Below are 720 nucleotides of genomic sequence, written 5' to 3'. Positions count from 1 at the left end.
CCCCGTCGTCGCGGGCACGGAGCCGGCGGCCGAGCCGGCGACCGCGCAGGCGCGCCGGTTCGTCCGCGGCCTGGACGCCGCGCTCGCGACGGCCGGGCCCCGCGCCCCGCTGGCCCGCCGGGTGCTGCTCGCGGTCCCGGCGCGCCTCGCGCGGCTGCTGCTCGTACGGTGCCGGGGCGCGGCGGCCGACATGGAGCGGTACGTCGCGGCGGCGTGTGCCGAGCGGGCCAGGAAGGTGGAGTACGGGCGGCGGATCGCCGCGCAGGAGCAGGTCGGGCTCGCGTACGCGGGCTGGGACCGGCTGCTGAGCCGGGTCGCCGTGCCCGCCTGGCGGCTCGGGCGCTGGCCCGCGCGGCTCGACGCCGGGGTCGCCGCCGCGCTCGCCGAGCTGTCCCGCAGGGACCGGCTCGCCGCCGAGGAACAGGCGCTGCGGCTGACCGAACCGCCCGCGAGCGAGCTCCTGGAGGAACCCGAGCTGGCCGACGAGGCGGCCTCACTGCTCGCCGCGCGGCTCTTCCACGGGGAACGGGGCGAGGAGTGGCGGCCCGTGAGCTGGCGCGCGTACCCGCACGAGGTCGTGGAGCGGCTGTGGCGCGCGGACGCGGCGCGCCTGGGCGAGGAGCTGGGCGGGGAGGGCCGGTCCTGCGCGGTGGCGCGCGTCCTGGACCACCTGACGGTGAGCGACAGCCCGCCCGAGCGGGTCGGGGTGGCGGCGGCGCC

1 pseudogene is annotated in these 720 nt (G+C 80.7%); it reads left to right on the top strand.

What is annotated here, in order from left to right:
• Positions 1–720, top strand: a pseudogene (locus SSBG_RS13540) (hypothetical protein); the annotation flags it as partial.

Origin of the sequence: Streptomyces sp. SPB074 (assembly GCF_000154905.1) — a bacterium.
In the GTDB taxonomy this organism is placed as follows: Bacteria; Actinomycetota; Actinomycetes; order Streptomycetales; family Streptomycetaceae; genus Streptomyces.
The sequence above is the reverse complement of the archived record's forward strand: the minus strand, read 5'-3'. Positions and strand labels throughout refer to the sequence as shown.